This is a genomic window from Stenotrophomonas sp. HMWF023 (genome assembly GCF_003060985.1).
Classification (GTDB): Bacteria; Pseudomonadota; Gammaproteobacteria; order Xanthomonadales; family Xanthomonadaceae; genus Stenotrophomonas; species Stenotrophomonas lactitubi.
Window position 1 is genome coordinate 1 of the sequence record NZ_QAIJ01000016.1, and the last position, 1,113, is coordinate 1,113.

1 protein-coding gene is annotated in these 1,113 nt (G+C 63.1%); it reads left to right on the forward strand.

Annotated elements, in window-relative coordinates; translation table 11 throughout:
* A partial coding sequence (locus tag DBR20_RS00395) for an alpha/beta hydrolase (RefSeq protein ID WP_108264788.1) occupies nucleotides 1-846 on the forward strand: 846 nt, incomplete at its 5' end.
* Between the last annotated feature and the right edge of the window lie 267 nt (nucleotides 847-1,113).

Sequence of the window (1,113 nt, forward strand, 5' to 3'; positions counted from 1 at the left end):
GTCACGCGCACCGCCAGCACCATCACCACCGCCGATGGCGTGCAGCTGTACTACAAGGACTGGGGCCCGAAGAACGGGCCGGTGGTGACCTTCAGCCATGGCTGGCCACTGGATTCGGACAGCTGGGAATCGCAGATGATGTTCCTGGCGGACCACGGTTACCGGGTGGTCGCACACGACCGCCGTGGCCACGGTCGTTCCAGCCAGCCCTGGGACGGCAACGACATGGATCACTATGCCGATGATCTGGCCACGGTGATCAATACGCTGGATCTGAAGGACGTCACGCTGGTGGGCTTCTCCACCGGCGGCGGCGAAGTGGCGCGGTACATCGGCCGCCATGGCACGGGACGGGTGAAGAAGGCCGTGCTGATCAGTTCGGTGCCGCCGTTCATGCTGAAGACCGCAGACAACCCGGGTGGCGTTCCGATCGAAGTGTTCGACGGCATCCGCAAGGCGCAGCTGGAGAACCGCTCGCAGCTGTACAAGGACATTCCGTCCGGGCCGTTCTATGGATTCAACCGACCGGGCGCGAAGGTCAACCAGGCGATGGTCTATGCATGGTGGGCGCAGGGCATGCTGGGTGGGCAGAAGAACACCTACGACTCGATCGCCGCGTTCTCGGCGACCGACTTCCGCGCTGACCTGCAGAAGTTCGATGTGCCGACCCTGGTGATCCACGGCGACGACGATCAGATCGTGCCGATCGACGTGGCGGGACGGATGTCGGCCAAGCTGATCAAGGGCGCCAGGCTGATCGTCTACCCGGGTGCGCCGCATGGTCTGACCGAGACCCACAAGGACAAGGTCAACCAGGATCTGCTGGCCTTCCTGCAGCAGAAGTAACCGCAAGGGCAGCCGTCAGGCAGCACGGAGAACCAGTAGAGCCACGCCATGCGTGGCTTTGCTGTGCATGAGAGCAACCGCATCCACGCATGGCGTGGATCTACTGGATCGAGGTTGGCTGGTTCAGGCCCTGCAGCTTGTGCGGGTTGCGCTGCACCAGGATCTGCACGATCTGCTCGCCGTTGGTATCGAAGGCCATTGCCGATTCCAGCACGTCGTCGAAGTAGCGCAGCAGCCCCAGTCGGCCATTGATCATGCTCGGCACCA